16 protein-coding genes and 3 pseudogenes are annotated in these 17,033 nt (G+C 63.3%); 16 read left to right on the top strand and 3 right to left on the bottom strand.

All coding sequences use genetic code 11. From position 1 onward, the window contains the following. The first annotated feature begins 10 nt into the window (after positions 1-10). The 5 genes and pseudogenes from NDI56_RS14105 to NDI56_RS21755 all read left to right on the top strand — a co-directional run. Complete coding sequence (locus NDI56_RS14105) at positions 11-1,243, top strand: eCIS core domain-containing protein (RefSeq protein ID WP_310920227.1); 1,233 nt, start codon at positions 11-13, stop codon at positions 1,241-1,243. A gap of 2 nt (positions 1,244-1,245) precedes the next feature. After that, the gene (locus NDI56_RS14100; RefSeq protein WP_310920226.1) at positions 1,246-2,190 is read left to right on the top strand and encodes a DUF7958 family protein; all 945 of its coding nucleotides are present in this window, start codon (positions 1,246-1,248) and stop codon (positions 2,188-2,190) included. 24 nt (positions 2,191-2,214) lie between these two features. Further along, positions 2,215-2,511, top strand: a pseudogene (locus NDI56_RS21760) (eCIS core domain-containing protein); the annotation flags it as partial. A 392-nt stretch (positions 2,512-2,903) separates the two neighbouring features. Beyond that, positions 2,904-3,872, top strand: a complete 969-nt coding sequence (locus NDI56_RS14090; protein ID WP_310920223.1) for a DUF7958 family protein — start codon at positions 2,904-2,906, stop codon at positions 3,870-3,872. Positions 3,873-3,876: 4 nt separating this feature from the next. Continuing rightward, a pseudogene (locus NDI56_RS21755) lies at positions 3,877-3,939 on the top strand (eCIS core domain-containing protein); the annotation flags it as partial. Positions 3,940-4,046: 107 nt separating this feature from the next. Here NDI56_RS21755 and NDI56_RS14085 read toward each other — a convergent pair. Continuing rightward, on the bottom strand, positions 4,047-5,090 hold the full coding sequence (locus tag NDI56_RS14085; RefSeq protein WP_310920222.1) for a DUF7958 family protein: 1,044 nt from the start codon (positions 5,088-5,090) through the stop codon (positions 4,047-4,049). Positions 5,091-5,232: 142 nt separating this feature from the next. Between NDI56_RS14085 and NDI56_RS14080 the strand changes: the two genes are divergently transcribed. The 7 genes from NDI56_RS14080 (at position 5,233) to NDI56_RS14050 (ending at position 10,229) form a co-directional block, all read left to right on the top strand. Continuing rightward, positions 5,233-6,474, top strand: coding sequence for a kinetochore Spc7 family protein (locus tag NDI56_RS14080; RefSeq protein ID WP_310920219.1), 1,242 nt, complete (start codon positions 5,233-5,235; stop codon positions 6,472-6,474). A 128-nt stretch (positions 6,475-6,602) separates the two neighbouring features. Further along, positions 6,603-8,318 (top strand): phage tail sheath family protein, encoded by a 1,716-nt coding sequence (locus NDI56_RS14075; protein ID WP_310920217.1) that lies wholly within the window; start codon positions 6,603-6,605, stop codon positions 8,316-8,318. Positions 8,319-8,349: 31 nt separating this feature from the next. Beyond that, on the top strand, positions 8,350-8,802 hold the full coding sequence (locus NDI56_RS14070) for a phage tail protein (RefSeq protein ID WP_310920215.1): 453 nt from the start codon (positions 8,350-8,352) through the stop codon (positions 8,800-8,802). Further along, positions 8,802-8,957, top strand: a complete 156-nt coding sequence (locus tag NDI56_RS14065) for a hypothetical protein (protein ID WP_310920213.1) — start codon at positions 8,802-8,804, stop codon at positions 8,955-8,957. The genes NDI56_RS14070 and NDI56_RS14065 overlap by 1 nt, the downstream gene beginning before the upstream one ends. After that, positions 8,954-9,484, top strand: a complete 531-nt coding sequence (locus NDI56_RS14060) for a hypothetical protein (protein ID WP_310920211.1) — start codon at positions 8,954-8,956, stop codon at positions 9,482-9,484. The genes NDI56_RS14065 and NDI56_RS14060 overlap by 4 nt, the downstream gene beginning before the upstream one ends. Next, a complete protein-coding gene (locus NDI56_RS14055) occupies positions 9,481-9,741 on the top strand; it encodes a DUF6760 family protein (RefSeq protein WP_310920209.1) in 261 nt (86 codons plus the stop codon). Before NDI56_RS14060 ends, NDI56_RS14055 begins: the two co-directional genes overlap by 4 nt. Positions 9,742-9,764: 23 nt before the next feature. Continuing rightward, the gene (locus NDI56_RS14050) at positions 9,765-10,229 is read left to right on the top strand and encodes a phage tail protein (RefSeq protein WP_310920207.1); all 465 of its coding nucleotides are present in this window, start codon (positions 9,765-9,767) and stop codon (positions 10,227-10,229) included. Here NDI56_RS14050 and NDI56_RS14045 read toward each other — a convergent pair whose 3' ends face one another. Both NDI56_RS14045 and NDI56_RS14040 read right to left on the bottom strand, forming a co-directional pair. Next, positions 10,230-10,817, bottom strand: coding sequence for a Pvc16 family protein (locus NDI56_RS14045; protein ID WP_310920205.1), 588 nt, complete (start codon positions 10,815-10,817; stop codon positions 10,230-10,232). 75 nt (positions 10,818-10,892) lie between these two features. Next, the gene (locus NDI56_RS14040) at positions 10,893-13,058 is read right to left on the bottom strand and encodes an ATP-binding protein (protein ID WP_310920203.1); all 2,166 of its coding nucleotides are present in this window, start codon (positions 13,056-13,058) and stop codon (positions 10,893-10,895) included. A 100-nt stretch (positions 13,059-13,158) separates the two neighbouring features. On the opposite strand from NDI56_RS14040, the gene NDI56_RS14035 reads away from it, so the two are divergent. The 4 genes and pseudogenes from NDI56_RS14035 to NDI56_RS14020 all read left to right on the top strand — a co-directional run bounded on the left by NDI56_RS14035 (position 13,159) and on the right by NDI56_RS14020 (position 16,989). Next, entirely contained in the window at positions 13,159-14,439 is a 1,281-nt protein-coding gene (locus tag NDI56_RS14035; RefSeq protein ID WP_310920201.1) for an eCIS core domain-containing protein, read from the top strand. Beyond that, a complete protein-coding gene (locus NDI56_RS14030) occupies positions 14,439-15,389 on the top strand; it encodes a DUF7958 family protein (RefSeq protein ID WP_310920199.1) in 951 nt (316 codons plus the stop codon). The genes NDI56_RS14035 and NDI56_RS14030 overlap by 1 nt, the downstream gene beginning before the upstream one ends. Before the next feature lie 58 nt (positions 15,390-15,447). Continuing rightward, positions 15,448-15,567, top strand: a pseudogene (locus NDI56_RS14025) (eCIS core domain-containing protein); the annotation flags it as partial. A gap of 261 nt (positions 15,568-15,828) precedes the next feature. Further along, positions 15,829-16,989 carry a hypothetical protein gene (locus NDI56_RS14020; RefSeq protein ID WP_310920195.1) on the top strand — a complete coding sequence of 387 codons (1,161 nt, stop codon included), beginning with the start codon at positions 15,829-15,831 and terminating at the stop codon, positions 16,987-16,989. Positions 16,990-17,033: the final 44 nt, after the last annotated feature.

The following is a 17,033-nucleotide window of genomic DNA, read 5'->3' as shown; positions in this document are numbered from 1 at the left end:
TAAACCAACAATGAGTTTCCGGTCAGTGAGCGAGGCCCGAGAGAAGGCCGGGTCGGCGGCGATGGACCCCCTCGAAGACGACGGGGACCAGCGCCGGTCGGCCGGCCGAGATTCCGGCGAGGGTCAGCAGTTCGGGGTCGAACCGTACCGAGACGGACACGAGACGGTGTTGCAACGGTTAGCACAACAGCACGGTACCGACCAGGTGCGCCAGTGGGCTGCCGAAGGCATGCCAATCGAGACGATGGGCAAGACGAGGGACATGGCGGACTTTCGCGAACGGCAGGCCGAGCGGCCGCCCGAAGTGCCAAAAGATATCGAACGGCAGAACGCCAAGTCCGTCCAGCGCAGTCACAATGCCTACCGGAACGACTCGAAGGCAGGCGATACGCAAGTGCCTGAGTCGGTCCGAAGCGTGATTTCCTCCTCGGGCCAGCAGTTGGACGCGAGCATCCAGCGCGCGATGGAAGACCGGATGGGCGACAGCCTCGGCGACGTGCGCGTCCACACCGGGCCGTCCGCAGCGAAAGCCTGTGACGACATCAACGCCCGCGCCTTCACCGTCGGCAACCACATCGCGTTCAACCGCGGCGAGTACGACCCCTCCTCAAAAGAGGGCCAGCACGTCCTGGCCCACGAGTTAGCGCACGTGCGACAACAGACCGGTGGAGCCGTGTCGATGCTGCCCCAAGAGGGCGAACTGGCTATCGACCCGGACGAACGCCTCGAACGGGAAGCCGAGCAAACGGCTGAGCGGGTGATGCGCGGGGGGATGTTGGGTATCCAGCGGATGCGGAAATCGGATATCCACATTCAGCGGACACCAGCGGAGGTCAGCGTCGAGAACAACTATTCGGGGGTCCGACAACTCAAAGAAGAAGTCGACAACCTTCGACAGGAACTCAGTTCACTCAAGGATGAGGTCCACTCGGGTTGGTCGGAGAAGGCGACTGCTATGATGGGCACGGGCGTAACTGCGGCAACAATTGCTGCCGGTCGTGCGATGGCCCAACCCGCCTTGCAAGACCAGCTCGCAAACACGGCTACCAATCCCGAGGTCGCAGTACCTGCTATCGCTGCCGGCACAGTTAGCTTTGGTGTCGCTGCTGGGAAAGAAACGATTAATGATGCCTACTCCCGAGTGAAAGACCGACTGCTTGGTGCTGATGATGACGAGCAGGGGCAACGTGAGGGAGACAAAGGAGTAGAAGAAAGTGACTGGTTCTCTGGATTGAGGTCCTAATTATGAACGCACAAATCGTTGGTGAAGATGAAAAAGGAGTCGGGCTCCTTGTCGAAGACAATCGTGGAGATGAGCATGAGATTGGTTTGGACTCAGAGGGAAATATCTTCCATCACAAGGAGGACGTTATCCCCGATACCCCATCAGACAGAAGCAATATTGAAGATGAAACATTCTCGCAAGCCCGTCGATACGCCCGGTATCACGTCTACCGCGAGAAAGGGTATGACACGGTCCCACCATCGGAGAATCCAGACAGACTTGCGGCGGTACTGATCGCACTACTGGATCTCACGGACAAGCAGTTCTGGGAGTACTTCCAGACGCTGCACGAACAATCGGTGAGTCACGACCGGACCGACGCATTGCCGCCGTTAGATCTCCCGGACGAGGTCTACGAGGAGGAGTTCCTGATCTACAAGCAAAACGTCTATCTCGAGGACGACCTCGACACGATTCAGTCACAACTTGACCGACCGGCGACGGAAGTTATTGGCGAGATTGAACGGGAAGAGCTTGCAACGGCGACCGGCCAGGGGATGCTCTCGAAAGCTACGTCACTCGTCGGCGGAACCAGTGAGACGTCTGACGTAACGTGGACAGAACTCACTATCGAAGGCGTATCGGGAATCGATACGATGTACTACGAAGACACGAACGAAGAACGGACAATCGAAAGTCAGGACCAGTTCGACCGCAAGCCCGATGCCCGAATCGAGATCCTCCCGTCGACGTACGAGTGCGACGATTTCCGCTACGTCGTCGGTCACAACCTCGTCTGTCAGATTCGGGATTGCTACATTGGTATGGGGCTTGAGCCACCCGAACCGTACAAAGTGCTGGGCCACGGCCGGTACAAGTACACCGGCAAATACCGTCACTTCGACTTCTACGAACCGTACTTCGACCACGAAGCCCGTATCTCCGGCTACGTTTCCCCGGTGTAAGCTGAAGGCACCATGGTTACCACGGCCTGCGACGACATCAACGCCCGTGCGTTCACCGTGGGTAATCAGATCGCGTTCAACCGGGGCGAGTACGACCCAGAATCTGCGGAAGGACAGCACGTGTTGGCCCACGAACTCGCGCACGTGCGCCAGCAGACCGGCGGTGCGGTGTCGATGCTGCCACAGGATGGCGAACTGGCTATCGACCCGGACGAACGCCTCGAACGGGAAGCCGAGCAAACGGCTGAGCGGGTGATGCGCGGGGGAACGCTGGGTATCCAGCGGATGCGGCGGGGTGAGGTGCACGTCCAGCGGATGCCGGAGGCGGAGCAACTGGAACAGGCCCGCGAAGAGTTCGACCAGATGGACCTGCAGGGCAGCGACGGGCAAATCTCGTCGATAGCGAAGCGAGTCGCCGAGTATCTCGGGTTCCACGGCGGAGCGTTCAGCAAGCAGGACATGGCGGCCAAGGCGACGACTGGCGCCGTGGGTGCTATACCGATCGCGGGTCCGTTCATCCAGAACGTCACCGACGAAGCGTACGACCAGCAACGGCAGGTCACTCAGGTCCGCTCCGCGCTCCACGATATCGGACCTGCAGAACTACCAACCGACTGGGTGAGTCATATCTCCGACCGTGCGGTCAAGAAAGTCGAGGCTCAGACTGGTGTGGGCGAGTCTCAGGGTGTCGGTGCAAGCAGGAGGGATTGAAGATGGATGGGATCATCACGGGCGAAAACGACGAGCGCGTTGGTTTAAGTGTCATCGATAACAACGACGCTGAGCACGTCATCGAGATGGAGTTCGACGGTAAAATCAACTACCACGAGCAGGACGGCTACCCGGACGACCCGGCCGAACGTACCAACGCAGAGAACGAACACGTCAACCAGGCCCGGCGATACGCGAAGTACTACGTCTACCGGGAGAAAGGCTACGAAACGCTCGACCCGCACCGCAACCCCGACCGAATCCTTGGGGTGGCTCTCGTGGCCGCCGGCCTCAGTACCGACAGCGTAGAGTCGTATTTCGGCGACCTCTACAGACAGGTTCGAAGTCACTCGACGGACTCGCCCCGTCCCGTCACGCTCCCGGACGGCGTCTCCCAGGCAAACGTCACCTACCAGCAGGATGTCTACCTCGGGCTGGACGACAGACAGGTCGAGATGCTGGAAGAATTGCTCGACGTTGCCGAGGTGCGGGAGTATCTGGGTGATCTAGCGAGAGGCGGTGTGAACGACCGGTCGCTGCTGGGTCTACTCGCGGACGCTCACGACATCGCCGGGAAATCCGGGAGCGACCTCCCGGCGACTGCTGAGGACTTCTGGATCGAGGCGGTTTCGGGCGTCCACGTCCACTGGGACGACGCGGCGGGCCAGTACCACACGGCGTGGACCGACCGACCGGGCATCGACCGCGAACCCGACGCCCGAATCGAGATGCTCCCGTTCGAGCCCGAGAACATCGACGCGTTCCAGCAGTCGCTCGTTCGCGGGCTGTTCTGTCAGGTTCGGGACTGTTACCTCGGTATGGGTGTGACACCGCCGTCGGAGTTCCGAATTCAGGGCATGGGCAGCTACGACCACGCGACGTGGTACGACTACTACGACCTCTATCAGCCCTACCACGATCCGGACGCGGACATCGACTGGGACCGTGACACTGTCAGGGCAGAGGCGTAATGGGGTCCTCGCACACGAGTTAGCGCACGTCCGTCAACAAGCCGGCGGCGCGGTGTCGATGCTGCCCTGAGATATCGATGTTCAGCGGTGCAACCGGTGGTGGCCACGAGTGCGTGACGAGACCGGGCGTGCTGGAGATAGTCGCCGCCCGTCAGCACGGCAGAGTGAACCCTTCTATCGGTCCGGGCGTGCGCCCAGTTGCGTCCAGTCGACGATGGCGTGGTCGTCGTGGTAGTTCTGGAGTGTGTCGAGATGCTCGTATCGGTCGGTGCAGGCGCTGATGCCCCGACCGGTGACCCGGAGGTGGCTCGGTGGCCGCAGGCCCATTCCCACGTAACAGTCACGGGCCTGACATCGCAGGTGGTCGACGAGCGTCCGCTGAAAGGCGGCCACGGAGATGACCGGTCGATGGGCGGCCGTCAGCTGGAGGCGCGCGCTGATGGGGGTGTCCGCGTCGGAACCGATGTCGTCACCGTATTCGACACGGGTCGGGCCGTCCGTCTCCCAGTGGACCCGTAGCGGCGAGGCGAGCCGCAGGAACCGCTCGCCGCGCCCGGCCCCATCGCCGTCGGTCGCCGTGGTCGGAAGGAGTCGACCGAGTCGCTCGAGCAGGTCCGAATCCCCGCGGTCCGGACAGACGTCGAGCACGTGGCGGACAGTCGCCAGTCCGTCTATCTCGTGTAGGACGTCGCTCAACTGGGCCACCGCCTCGGCGGGGGCGGTGAGGCAGATGTCCTGTTCGACGGACTGGCACTCCGCGGCCGCTGTGGTCTGGGGCGGCGACACCGGCGGGCTGTCGTCGGCCTGCGACGCGGTGAGTTGCTCGTAGTAGGTTCCGAGGCGCTCTGTGAGCGTCTCCTGTGACATCGCGGCCAGCACGAGTGCAGTGACGACCAGCGGGTCAGGGTCGGTGATGCCGTCGGTGTACGGCTCCACGGCCTCGACGTCGGACCGCCGTTTGAGGTAGTACCTGGCGAACCGCTCAGCCCGGGCAAGCCGTTCGCGTTCGAGCGGCGTCGGGTCGTCGTCGCTGGGGTACTGATCGCACCAGTGGTCGGTTACTGTCCCCGTCCGCGTGAGTGTCAGACGGTGGTCGGCGTCGGTGTGGTCGGTGATACGCAGCGTAATTTCCCGGCCGTGTTCGGTGTGGTCGGTGACGTTCATGATGCTGAATAGCGTGTGGTTGTCCGGTGTCCCGTGCAGGTCGGTTGCTATCACAAGGCTACCGGCGAAATAAATACTGTGCGGTCTCGCCGCTACACAGTCCAGTTCGCGACGACGGGCCGGAACGGCTTTCATCCGACGACTGACCGAATATTTTATCAGTAAACGACCTTACAATCAATATACTTACATTCGTATGCCTCGCGACGATAACTACTCGGACTCGGACACACCGGAGCTCTCGCAGTTCCAGAAGAACCGATATTTCAAGGGGAAGCTGATGACGCCCCGCGACATGGAGGCCGAACAGACGTACCACGCCGAGCGCTTACACACGCTCAACCGACTATTGAACGGGAAAGGCGTCGTTCGGGGTATCGACGTCCAGTCGGTCACCGAGAGCGGGGACGGGCTCGATGTCACCCTCACGCCGGGGCTGGCACTGGACGGGCACGGGCGACCGGTGGTCGTCGAACAGGTGACGACGAAATCTGTCCCTATACCCGCCGAAGACGAGATATACCTGTACATCGAGTTCACCGAGGCGGCGATGGAGACGATTCCGGTCCCCGACACCGAGGGTGCCGTCGACGACGACACCGCTCCGAACCGCGCCGTAGAGTCGTTCGCGCTGACCTACAGGGAGACGCCGCCGGACCCGGAACGGACCGACGGGGATATCGAGATATCGGGGCTCCAGTCCGACAGTCTCGACCCGCAGGCGCTCCGCGAACGACTTTTGGAGCGATATCGTCAGTACCGGCCAGCCCGTGCGGACACCGGTGGCGCGGTCTATATCGGCGCGTTCGAGAGCACACCCGACGGGAGCTGGGTTCCCATGGAGGGGGCCCCGCCGCGGCCCGTCGTCTTCGACAGCGAGTTCCTGTTCGACGTGCTGGTCGAGCACCTCGCCGACGCGGACAACCCACATCAGACGCCGGTGACCAAAGAGCCGATGGACGTCCCCGAGGACGTCGACGAGATTCTGAACGCCATCGAGGGGCTCGAAGCGAAGGTGGAGACGCTCCAGGCGGACCGCCAGTCGCTCTCGCGGTACGTCATGCGCAAGACGGTCAAGGACCGAATCAGATTCTTCGACGGTCTGGCTGACGAGCTGGAGGCCCGGAGCGGCGAGGCGAGCCGTCTCGCGCGCGAAATCGTCGAGAAGTCGGAGGGAGAACTCGACGGCATCCGAACCGAACGGGCGGTCTACGAGCCGGAACTGGACGGCCTCCTCGACCAGCTCGTCGAACTGGGCGACCACCTCGAACCGATAACCACCGAGGAGAGTCTGGAGAACTACCTGCGGTCCGTCTCGAACCTGCAGGCGGCCGTCGAGGAGGACCGATCACTGCTCGACCAGGTCGACGCGCACGACGAGGTGTGTGAGGCCGCGGACTCCCTCGACTTCCTCCTCGAGGTCGTCCCCGACGAGTGAACAGCCGGCGGTCTCGACGGGTTGATATTTAATGCTATCCTGAGTATAGGGAGTTAAATCAATAGAATAGAGAGCAAGATTTATATCGTTCACAAAAATAAATTGACACCGTTGTAGTCCCGATAAAAATGAGCGAATACCAGTCTCCAGGCGTCTACGTCGAAGAGGTGCAGAGCGGAAGCAAAGCTGTCGAGGGAGTCAGTACGAGCACTGCTGGCTTTCTCGGTCAGACAGAACGCGGTCCCGTCGAGCCACGTCTCGTCACGAACTACGCCGACTTCGAGCGGCTGTACGGCGCGAGTCCGAAGTCGTCGAACCTCGATGCGGCCGTCGACGGCTTCTTCAAGAACGGCGGGAGCCGCTGTTTCGTCGGTCGGGTCACCGGTGCCGACGTCGAGGACGTCGCAACGGCGACGCTGACCGACGGCGAGAGCACCGAAGTCGCCGAGGTCGAGGCCACCGGTCCCGGTCAGTGGGGTGAGTCCGTCGCCGTCATCGTCGAAGAGAGCCAGTATCCCGACCAGTTCGACATCACCGTCCGATACTGGTCCGGCGATCTTGAGTCGGTCAACAAGCCCCGCAGCGACCGTCCCGATCCGGCACCGGACGTGGAAGAAGTCTACGACGGTCTGTCGGCCGACCCGGAGGCCAGCAACTTCTACGAGAAGCGCGTCGAGAGCTCCGTGCTGATCGACATCGAATACGAGGCCGACGGCACCCCTGCCACGGGGCTAACGTGGCTCCACCGCGACAGCCTCCCGACGGCGTACTCCGACGGGGGGCTCGTTCAGGAGGACGGCGACGAGACGGTCGTCCACATCCCGGAGGACCTCGAATCGATGGACGAACAGAGCCTCGAGGGTATCGCGGACCCCCTCGAACTCGATACCGACGACAAGGAGGAACTCGTCGTCGAACTCGGCGATATCCGCGAGGGCGAGACGGAGGTCGACGTCGAAGTCGTCCCCGAGAAGCCAGAGGCCGACGGCGAGGTCTCGCTGAGCGACTACGAGGGCGTCGACAAGCCCGGCTTCCGCACCGGGCTGGCCGGGTTCAAGGCCATCGACGAGATATCCCTCGTCGTCGCCCCCGACGAGAACGACGTCCAGGGGCTGACGGACTCGCTGGTCGCTCACTGTGAGAACATGGGTGACCGGTTCGCCATCCTCCAGTCTCCCCAGACCCCGGGCCCGGTCTCCGAGATGGAGACGCCCGTCGACTCCTCGTACGCGGCGTACTACTACCCGTGGATCGAAGTGCTCGACCCGGTGACCAACCGCGAGAAGCTCGTTCCGCCGGGCGGACACATCGCCGGCATCTACTCTCGGACCGACCAGGAACACGGCGTCCACAAGGCTCCGGCCAACGAGACCATCCGCGGTATCGTCGGCCTGCAGCACAACATCACCAAAGGCGAACAGGACGTCCTCAACCCGAAGGGTGTCAACTGCATCCGGAGCTTCCAGGGTCGGGGCATCCGACTGTGGGGCGCTCGAACCACCTCCTCGGACCCCGAGTGGAAGTACCTCAACGTCCGACGCCTCTTCCTGTTCATCGAGCAGTCCATCCAGGAGGGCACCCAGTGGGCCGTCTTCGAGCCCAACGAGCAGGACACGTGGGGCCGCATCCGTCAGTCGGTGAACAACTTCCTCCGGACCGTCTGGCGTAACGGCGGTCTCCAGGGCCAGAGCGAAGACGAGGCCTTCTACGTGAAATGTGGCGAGGAGACGATGAGCGAAGACGACATCGACAACGGTCGTCTCATCGTCGAAATCGGTGTCGCACCCGTCAAGCCCGCCGAGTTCGTCATCTTCCGTATCAGTCAGGACACCGAGGAAGCGTAACCGCAGACGACCGCAATAACCATACAGACAAATGTCATCATCACAATCCAAGCCGATCGCCAACACCGAATTCGACGTCGAACTCGACGGGACCAACATCCCCGGTGTCATCGAAGTCAAACTGCCCGAGAAGAACGTCGAGACCCACAACTACCGCGAGGGGACCGACATGGCCTCGGGGAGCAAACACCTCGGTGAGGTCACTTACACGAACCTCCAGTTCGCACGCGCGGCCGACTCCCAGAACTCGTCGCTGGACGACTGGCTCACCGCTGCCGAAGAGGGCCGTGAATCCGACGCGAAAAAGCAGATCGCGGTCATGCTGAAAGACCGGACGGGCAAGACCGTCGCCCGATACAACATGGAGGGCGCGATGGTCATCCAGTACAGCCCGCCCGAGCTCAACGCGACGCCCGGCGGTGACCAGATCGCCGTCGAGACGTTCGTCGTCGACTTCGACACGATGAAGATCGACCGTTCGTGATGAGCACGCCCACCGACCCGACGGACGCGTTCGCCGTCGACCGGCTCCGTGAGGAGTGCCATCTCGACAGCGAGGGGTATCTCCACACGGGGTCGACCCCGGCGAATGTCGACAGAGTAATAATCCGGACCGCCGACAGCGCCGCTAACCGATGACTGACCAGACGCTCCAGACAGAGTTCGAGTTCAGCCTCCCGCAGGGGTACGTCGACGACGAGGGGACCCTCCACAAAGAGGGCCGAATGCGGCTCGCGACGGCCGCGGACGAGATTACACCTCTGAAAGAGCCGCGGGTTCAGTCGAACTCGTCGTATCTGACTATCGTGTTGCTCGCACGGACGGTCACCGAACTGGGTTCGCTCGACACCGTCGACGAGGCGGTCATCCAGAACCTCTTCGTCTCGGACCTCGAGTACCTGCAAGCGATGTACGAACGCGTCAACAACGGTGGTCTCAACGCCGTCGATACCGCCTGTCCCGACTGTGGTGAGCCGTTCACCGTCGAGGTCGAAACGGGCGCCCACATCGACGAGTCCGCCGGACCCGGTCAGTCGGGCGAGAGCGAGCAGGTGCTCCCGATAGACGACGCCGGCGCGACTGACGCGGACACGCAGTTCCGCGACATCTCGCAGGTCTCCGACGGCGAAACGGAGCACGCCGACGCGGGAAATCCGGCGGAATGATTCCACTTCAGGACCCCGACACGCTGTTCGAGGAGGTCGCCTTCGTCGCGTATCACTTCGGGTGGTCACGGCAGGAGGTCCTGGAGATGGCCCACTGGGAGCGCCAGCGGTGGTGCGAGGAGATCAGCGACATCAACGAGCAGATGAACGAGGGAACCACCCCGACGCGACAACAGGACCAGCAGGGCGGGACGTTCCTCGACGCCGATGACGGCGGCAAGGTCCTCTCGAAGTCGATCGACGACCTCGGGGAGTGACCGCCCGATAGACGCATCCGATAATGTCAAACAGTTCAAACTCATCCGACGCCAGCCCGTACGGCCAGTACAACTTCGAGGTCGTCATCGACGGTGAATCCGTCGCCGGCTTCTCGGAAGTCTCCGGCATCGCGATGCAACTGGAGACCGTCTCCTATCAGGAGGGCGGCGTCGACGAGTACGTCCACCAGCTCCCCGACCAGTTCGCCCACGCGAATCTGGTACTCCAGCGGGGGTTGACCGACGACGTCACCTTCTGGGAGTGGATTCAGGACGTCATGAGCGGGAACGTGACGCGGAAGAACGTCACGGTGAAAGTACAGGAGAACTACATGGGGCCCAACACGTGGGGCTGGCAGTTCCTCGGGGCCTACCCCACGACGTGGCGCGGCCCGGACCTCGTCGGCGGCCGACAGGGCGGCGTCGCCATCGAGACTATCGAACTCGCCTACAAGCAGTTCAACAAGCTCTCGGGAGCCCCCGGGTAGTCACTCGGGGTCCTGCTCGACGTCCACGTCCCGCTCGGCGATGCGGGTAAACTCCGTCTCGTTGAGCGACGCGATCATCACCGGCGCTGCCTCGACGACGACAGACGGCTGGAACGTGGCGTCGAAACGGGCCCACAGCGACATCAGTTCCTCGTGTGGCGTCTCCGAAAGCGAGAGGGTCAGTCGCGTCCCCTGGTCAAGTCGGTCCATCTCCTCGGGTTCGATGACGCCTCTGTCGCTGACGGTCTGCAGGGCGAGGCCGAGCGCCTGTTGCTGGCCGATGGTCCCGCTGTCGTTGTCCTCGTCCTCTCTGGGGTAGGCCGTCACGAGGTAGTCGATGGCGACGCTCAGGGGCGGGTCACGGCGGGTGGAGTCACCGACCTGTGTGGTGTTCATCGACCCGACGGAGCCGTCCTTGCGCACGCGGTAGGGGTAGATACCGATACGCGTGATGTCGTTCGGGCCGACGTCGCCCGGCGACGCCAGCTGGACCTCGTCGGGCGCGACGGGCAGTTCCGGGTGGTCGGCCGTCTCCGAGAGCAGGTCGCGGAACGTCTCTGTCACGTGCCGAATCGCCTCGTACGTCATCGCGGTCTCACCCGGGACGGAGCAGTCGCTGGCATACGAGTCCTGTCCTGTGACTGATGCAAAAGCGTTCCGAGGTCAGCGTCGGGCTCGCCGGTCGCCCGACTCCTGTGGTGGTTCGGCGAGCGCGTCACAGTAGGGCTCGAACTCCGAGCGGCGGACGACGCGGCCGGCCTCCCGGTAGTTCCGTTCGAGCACGCGGACGACGTGGCTCATCCGGATGGCGTCGGCGTCGCAACTGGCGGCCTCGACCGCGACGCGCTTGGCCAACGAGGCGATTTCGCCGCCGCTGAACTCGAACTGCGAGAGCCACTCCGCGTCGATTCCCTCGGTCGGGGTCTCCCCGGGGAACGCCCCCGCCCAGATGGCCTCACGGGTCGCCTCCTGTGGGCGCTCGAAGCGGATGGTGTGGTTGATGCGGCGGGTGAACGCGTCGTCGATGTTGGAGGCGAAGTTGGTCGTCAGGAGGATGACTCCGTCGTAGGTCTCGATACGCTGCAGGAGGTAGTTCACCTCGGCGTTGGCGTAGCGGTCCGTCGCGTCCGACACTTCCGCGCGGTCGCCGAACACGGAGTCGGCCTCGTCGAACAGCAGGATGGCGTTTGCCTGCTCGGCGGCCTGGAAGATCTGTTCTAAGTTCTCCTCGGTCTCGCCGATGTACTTGCTCACCACACTGGAGAGGTCGATCTTGTAGATGTGCATCCCGACGGCGTTGGCCAGCGCCTCGGCGGCCATCGTCTTCCCGGTGCCGGGCTTGCCCTTGAACAGCGCCACCACGCCCGCGTTGTCCTCCTTCGCTCGGAACCCCCAGTCGTCGTAGATGCGCCCGCGGTTGGCGATGTGGGCCTGTAGCTGGTCGAGTTTCCGGTCGGTCCCGTCCCGGAGGATGACGTCCCCGCGTTCGACCGAGGGCGTAATCTGCTGGGCGAGGTCCGCCAGATCGCTAGACGACTGGGCCCGACAGGCCTCCCGCACGTGTTCGACGGTCAGGTCGTCCTCACCAGCCAGCGTGCGGGCGGCCGCCAGCGCGCTCTCCATCTGTCCGAGCGTGAGGTCGAAGGTGCTCGCCATGCGCTCGGGGTCGAGGTCGTCGGGCAGTTCGTCGGCATGGTCCCGCCAGAACGTCCGCCGGAGCGGGATGGTCGGGCGCTCGAAGCCGACGATGGCGTCGACGGGCTGGCGGCTCGTTCCCGCGGGGGTCCACGCGGACTCGCCGACGAAAAAGAGGTCCGCGATCACGGGCGAAAAGCGGTCGATAACGGCCGACAGTGAGCGGTCGCTGTCGGGGCCCGTTACCGCGTCCGCGCCGGTGACGACCACCGGGCAGGCCTGCAGCGCGGCCTCGCGGACGACGGCGTCGAGGGCGTCGGCGGCCAGCACTCTCGGGAGGTCGACCCGGACGTAGCGGTCGGTCCCACAGAGAGCCTCGGCGGCCCGTCGCGGACCGCTGCCCCGGGGTCCGTGGAAGTACAGACGGCGGCCGGCAGTGCTCACCTCGCGCAGGCTCGCCAGCCGTTCGCACCGTCGGTCGGGCACGAGCAGTCCGTCCAGCGTGGCCTCGGCCCGCACCTCGGCGAGGTATCCGTCGACGGCGTCGGTGGTTTCGGCGCCGGGGGGCGGCCGAAGCGCCGGGTCGACGCCGCCCTGATTCAGCAGGTAGGTGACGATGCGGTCATCCACGCGCAGGGCGTAGTCGAGATTCGACCCCGCCCGACCGTCGCTCTCGGGCGGGTCCAGCACGAGCAGTCCGTACTCCCGCAGCGGCGAGCCCTGGCCGAACAGCGCCGTCGCGGTCAGGAACTGCTCGGGCGTCGTCGAACAGAGGTCCGCGACCAATCCGACGGTCGGGCGCTGCTTGCTCGCGTCGTTGTGGAGCGCGTCGAACACCGCGGCGGCCGAAGGGTCCACGTCCGGGAGCAGGGCCAGGAGCAGGATATCCAGATGCTGTCTGTCGAGACCGAACGCCTCGGCGAGCGTGTCGAGCCGGAGGGTCACGCCGGCCTCGATAGCCGCCGCTCGTTCGTCGTCGATGCGCTCGCGATGGCGCCGGAGTTCCTCGGCTATCCCGTCAGGGACGACCAGTCCTCTCTCCGACGCAGTCGCCGACGCCGGCTCGTCGAGGCGCCCGGCGAGGTCGAACTCCCCGGAGAGCACCCCCTGGCGCCCGTCGTGGAGCTCGCGCACCAGCAAGTCGAGACAGCCCAGTTCGTCCAGTAGATGGTCTATCGTGTTCTCGTATGCCATGGTGGTCGGTCCCCAATCGGGCGCTCCCGGCCGCCCCTCGATTGCGTGTTCTGCAATACAACGAACAATTATGTGCGAAGGATATGAAATTAACTCAACGATGAGCTTCCGGTCAGTGAGCGAGGCCCGAGAGAAGGCCGGGTCGGCGGCGATGGACCCCCGCGAGGACGACGGGGACCAGCGCCGGTCGGCTGGCCGAGACCCGGGCGAGGGTCACCAGTTCGGGGTCGAGACGTATCGGGACGGACAGGCGACGAAACTGCAGCGGCTCGCCCAGCAACACGGCGCCGACCAGGTCCGCCAGTGGGCCGCCGAGGGGATGGCCGTCGAGACGATGGGCAAGACGCGGGACATGGAGCAGTTCCGCGAACGGCAGGCCGAGCGGCCGCCGGAGGTGCCAAGAGAGATCGAACGGCAGAACGCCAGGTCCGTCCAGCGGAGCCGGGGCGCACATCACGAGTCCAGCCGTGCCGGTGACACAGAGGTACCTGAGTCGGTCCGAAGCGTGATTTCGTCGTCCGGCCAGCAGTTGGACGCGAGCGTCCAGCGCGCGATGGAAGACCGGATGGGCGACAGCCTCGGCGACGTTCGCATCCATACCGGGCCCTCCGCAGCGCAAGCCTGTGACGACATCAACGCCCGCGCCTTTACTGTGGGTAATCACATCGCGTTCAACCGGGGCGAATACGACCCCGAATCTGCTGAGGGCCAGCACGTCCTGGCCCACGAGTTAGCGCACGTGCGACAACAGACCGGTGGAGCCGTGTCGATGCTGCCCCAAGAGGGCGAGTTAGCTATCGACCCAGATGAACGGTTGGAGCGCGAAGCCGAGGAGACCGCCGAGCGGGTGATGCGCGGGGGAACGCTGGGTATCCAGCGGATGCGGCGGTCTGGCGTTCATATTCAGCGAGCAGCAAAACAGACCGGTTTCGGAGAAGACGGAACTGTTGCCGTCGAGAACGTCAACGAGGAGGCGCTGAACGGATCGGAGACAGAGGATATCGACTTCGAGGGCAGCGACGGGACGATGCCCGAGATGGCGAAATGGCTGATCGGTGGCGTCGGTACCGCCAGCACGTTCGCCGCCTCGCAGATGGTTCCGGGCGTGAATCTGCTTTCACTGGGACTCATGTTCGGAATCGGGGCCGCCACCGAAGAGTATCAGAGCATCGCTGAAACGTTCAAGAGCGACCAGAGCGTGCCCGCCGAAGTCGTCGACAAACTCGAAGCTCGCGTTACCCAGAGCGAGGAATTCGCGGAGCGAGTCGCAGCGGACTCCACTCTCGCCGACCAGCTCGCGAGCGACGACCAGTTCATCGAGAACATCTCCGCACAGGTCAACGAGATGACTGGGGACCAGAGCCAAGAGGTCGATTACTGATGGAGGGTGAAATCGAGAAAGAGACGGACAAAGGATATGGCGTCACAATATACGATAACAACGATGCCAAACATAAGATTGGTGTGCTCTACAATGGGGAAATAAATGGTCATCTGCAGGAAAGATACTCGGACAACCCGAGCGAACGGTCGCCAGCAGGGGTCCGCAATGTCACCCAGGCCCGCCATTTCGCCAAGTATTACGTCGCAAAGGAACGCGGGTATCCGACGATTCGCGAGAGCGAATATCCCCACAGGGTCGCCTTGGCAACGCTGGTAATCGCCGCGCTGGATACCGAGAGCTTCGAGCGGCAGTTCGGCGACATTTACCAGCAACTTAAACATCATTACGACGACCGAGACCCTGTTATAGAGATTCCCGATAAACTCTACACGGAGGACGTGTTCTACCAGTATGCGAAGGACCTCTATCTCGGTCTCGGTAATGCCGAAGTCGGGGAACTCCCTGACGAATCCATGGAGGCGTATCTCACAGAGGCCGAACAGCGTATCAGCGACGGGGACACGGCTGATATCACCCGTGAGTTGACCGAGCTGGCAAGCGAGCACGGGATCACCAGTGGACAGATTCAGACTGTCGCGCCGAGTCAGTGGATTGTGGCCACGTCTGGGCTGCACGTTCAATGGCAAATCGGCGACGACCTCTACGGCGAACACAACGACGAGCCGGACATCGACCGCGGTCCAGACGTGCAGCTGGAAGTGATTCCACACGACCCCGACTCGCTCACCGACCTCCAACAATATCTCGTTCGTCACCTCCGATGCCAGGTCCGCGATATCCACGTCCAGATGGGTGTCACGCCACCGGAACCGTTCCAGGTGACCGGGCCGGGCCTGAACCGTCTGACTGACTGGTACCAGCGCTACGAGGACGCGTGGCAGCCGTACTACCAACTAGAGGCTACCATCGACTGGGAGAGCGTCTAACGAGAGTGGTTGAACGACGTACAGACGCGCTCTAAGCTCAAATGGTCTGCAAGAAGACATGTGCGGGAGAGTAGTCAGCGCCCGCAGAAATCTCGGCGCAAGAATACTTACTGTCGGGAACCACATCGCGTTCAACCGGGGCGAATACGGCCCCGAATCTGCTGAGGGCCAGCAGCTCTAACACGAACTCGCGTACGTCCGTCAGCAACCGGACGGGGCCGTATCGATACTCCCTCCGGAGAGCGACTAGCTATCGACCCGGTCACGCTGGACTAGTTATGTAGCCAACACCACCATCTTTATATTTTATCGAGCACCTAATCTAACAAACGCAGAGTGGCTGGAAAAAACAGCACTGTCTCTCGCGGTCGGAGTCAGGCGAACCACCGACGAACGGGTCCCTCGGTGTCTCCGGTCGCTCGGATCTCCACATCCCACAATGCTCAATCTATTCCCAAAACTCCGGAGCAAAATCAAGGGCGTTCGCAAGAAACTCGGGCCGGTCCTGCCGGTCATCCTGACAGCGCTACTTGGCGCCCTTCTCCTGTGGGGGACCGGCTACCTGTTCGATCTGTTCTGGCTCGCGCCCGCAGCCGATATCAACGGCGTGTTCTCGGGGACGACGTATCTGACTATCTCGCCGTCCGGGGTTACAGCTCTCGTCGGCTTTCTGCTGGGTGCGCTGGCCGGGACGTGGTACTTCGCGTATCGGCCCAACCGGGAGACGGTCATGGAGTACTGGGCGCAGGTCCCGACGTGGACACAGGCTACTCTCATCGGGCTGGCGGGCGCACTGGCAGTGACAGCTGGGCTGTTCGCGGTACAGGTCTACTGGGGGCTCTCTGACCTGACCGTCGTCTCGGGCTTCCTGCTCGTGTGGCCGGCCTCGACCGGGATGGTGATTCTCCGCCGGCGGTGCATCGGCGACGACTGTCCCCCAAAGACGTCGATGCGCATCGGCTACACCCACGCGAAGGGGCTTGAGAGCCGGACGATGGCGATAATTCTCGGCTCACTCGTCGGCGTCTTCGGCGGCCTCCTGACGTGGTATCTCTCGATTCGCATCGGCAACTGGGGGACGGCTCTGCCTGCAGTCGTCGTCGCCGTGCTGCTCTGGGCCGGCGTTACCCTCGTCATATACAACCGATACGACGAGCAGACGGCCGAGCGGACTAATCTGGCGATAGCCGGCGTCAACCGCCCGAAGACGCGGGACACGTGGGAGCTTCACATCAAAAACGAGTCCAGCGACTCCATCGACCTGTCGCTGGCGAAGATTCGCGACACGGAGTTCGACCTCTACAAGTTCGGCGTCGACACCACTCTCGGTCCCGGCGAGACCTGCACGTTCAACGCGCCGGAGGGGTTCAGGCTCGCGCCCAACGACGACTCCTGGGAGCTCCCGCTGGGGTACACGCTGAAGCAGGGGTCGGAGACACCAGCGATTCTCACGCGGACGGGTGAGATGTATGGCCTGCAACGGGACCAGCTGGACGGTCCCGACGGCGGACCGACGGGTGCCCGGGCGGATGTCACCGCTACCGGCCAGAGCAACCCTTCGGGTGAGGCCCCCGAGACGCCGGCCTCGACACAGGACTGACGGGTCGATGTTCGGACTAACAACCGGGCTGGCCGGCGGTGTGA

Source organism: Halomicroarcula saliterrae (genome assembly GCF_031624395.1).
GTDB lineage: Archaea > Halobacteriota > Halobacteria > Halobacteriales > Haloarculaceae > Haloarcula > Haloarcula saliterrae.
This window is presented reverse-complemented; position numbering and strand designations above follow the sequence as displayed.

Bases quoted from the DNA above. Each gene is read 5' to 3' on its own strand.
- NDI56_RS14080 (WP_310920219.1), top strand. From the start codon at position 5,233: ATGCCTCGCGACGATAACTACTCGGACTCGGACACACCGGAGCTCTCG.
- NDI56_RS14105 (WP_310920227.1), top strand. From the start codon at position 11: ATGAGTTTCCGGTCAGTGAGCGAGGCCCGAGAGAAGGCCGGGTCGGCG.
- NDI56_RS14100 (WP_310920226.1), top strand. From the start codon at position 1,246: ATGAACGCACAAATCGTTGGTGAAGATGAAAAAGGAGTCGGGCTCCTT.
- NDI56_RS14090 (WP_310920223.1), top strand. From the start codon at position 2,904: ATGGATGGGATCATCACGGGCGAAAACGACGAGCGCGTTGGTTTAAGT.
- NDI56_RS14050 (WP_310920207.1), top strand. From the start codon at position 9,765: ATGTCAAACAGTTCAAACTCATCCGACGCCAGCCCGTACGGCCAGTAC.
- NDI56_RS14030 (WP_310920199.1), top strand. From the start codon at position 14,439: ATGGAGGGTGAAATCGAGAAAGAGACGGACAAAGGATATGGCGTCACA.
- NDI56_RS14035 (WP_310920201.1), top strand. From the start codon at position 13,159: ATGAGCTTCCGGTCAGTGAGCGAGGCCCGAGAGAAGGCCGGGTCGGCG.
- NDI56_RS14065 (WP_310920213.1), top strand. From the start codon at position 8,802: ATGAGCACGCCCACCGACCCGACGGACGCGTTCGCCGTCGACCGGCTC.
- NDI56_RS14055 (WP_310920209.1), top strand. From the start codon at position 9,481: ATGATTCCACTTCAGGACCCCGACACGCTGTTCGAGGAGGTCGCCTTC.
- NDI56_RS14070 (WP_310920215.1), top strand. From the start codon at position 8,350: ATGTCATCATCACAATCCAAGCCGATCGCCAACACCGAATTCGACGTC.
- NDI56_RS14075 (WP_310920217.1), top strand. From the start codon at position 6,603: ATGAGCGAATACCAGTCTCCAGGCGTCTACGTCGAAGAGGTGCAGAGC.
- NDI56_RS14045 (WP_310920205.1), bottom strand. From the start codon at position 10,817: ATGACGTACGAGGCGATTCGGCACGTGACAGAGACGTTCCGCGACCTG.
- NDI56_RS14060 (WP_310920211.1), top strand. From the start codon at position 8,954: ATGACTGACCAGACGCTCCAGACAGAGTTCGAGTTCAGCCTCCCGCAG.
- NDI56_RS14040 (WP_310920203.1), bottom strand. From the start codon at position 13,058: ATGGCATACGAGAACACGATAGACCATCTACTGGACGAACTGGGCTGT.
- NDI56_RS14020 (WP_310920195.1), top strand. From the start codon at position 15,829: ATGCTCAATCTATTCCCAAAACTCCGGAGCAAAATCAAGGGCGTTCGC.